This window comes from Herbaspirillum sp. UBA812, from assembly GCF_002296545.1.
Taxonomy (GTDB): Bacteria; Pseudomonadota; Gammaproteobacteria; order Burkholderiales; family Burkholderiaceae_D; genus Herbaspirillum; species Herbaspirillum huttiense.
On record NZ_DBIC01000350.1, the window covers coordinates 1 to 844 of the forward strand.

An 844-nucleotide genomic window follows, 5' to 3' on the forward strand; every position below is an offset into this window, starting at 1 on the left:
CCATGCTAGTCAAGCTGCGTGCTGCTGTGAACGAAGCAATGGGCAGATCGATATCTGTTCACCGCATAAAGCGCGCCCCGCCCTGCTCAGGGCTGACCGGAGAGGGACGCTGGCGGTACGGGTACCGGCTGGCGTCCGCAGGCGATGGCTGCCAGCGCCAGGGCCGAGGCCGCGAGGCTGTAGAGCCACAGGGATGACATCACCGGCAGCAGCAGGCCGGCCAGCATCGGCCCCATGCCTGCGCCGATATCGCGCCAGATCGCCCGTCCAGCCAGCGCATGCACACGCTGCGCCGGTGGCGTGCGTGCCGCAACGATGGGGGCCAGCAGCGGCAGTTGGAGAGCCCGCAGGATCACGATCAGCCCGGCGAACAGCCACAGCAATCCCCCGCCGAAACCGACCAGCGCCACGCAGGTGGCCAGTGACAGCGTCACCAGTACCTTGACCGCACCGAAGCGCTCGGCCAGCCATCCGCCCAGGGGGCTGAGGACGATTTCCCCCGCGTAGCGCAGCGCCATCAATACCCCCGCGACCAGTTCGCCATCAGCGCCGAAGGATTGCTTGCTCATGTAGGCCAGGCCGACGATGAAGAGGCCATCCAGGGTCAGTCCTTCGAGGAAGGACCACCAGTCCAGGGCATTGGGCAGTTTCCAGCGGCGTGGCTGGGGCGGTGCGTAGGCGTGCTGAGGCAGGCGGCGTGCGGCCAGCAGGCCCAGCAGCGCGGTAGTCGCCACCAGGGCGAACACCATGCGCGGTCCGATGTGGGGGGCCAGCAGTGCGGCGGTGGGCAGCCAGAGCATGGGGCCGATGGCGATCACGCCGCGTGATCGTCCGGAGCGGCGGG

1 protein-coding gene is annotated in these 844 nt (G+C 68.7%); it reads right to left on the reverse strand.

The window, feature by feature from the left end:
- Window positions 1–86: 86 nt before the first annotated feature.
- Window positions 87–844 (reverse strand): MFS transporter (locus B3873_RS23530; RefSeq protein ID WP_286869346.1); only part of this gene is annotated, 758 nt, incomplete at its 5' end.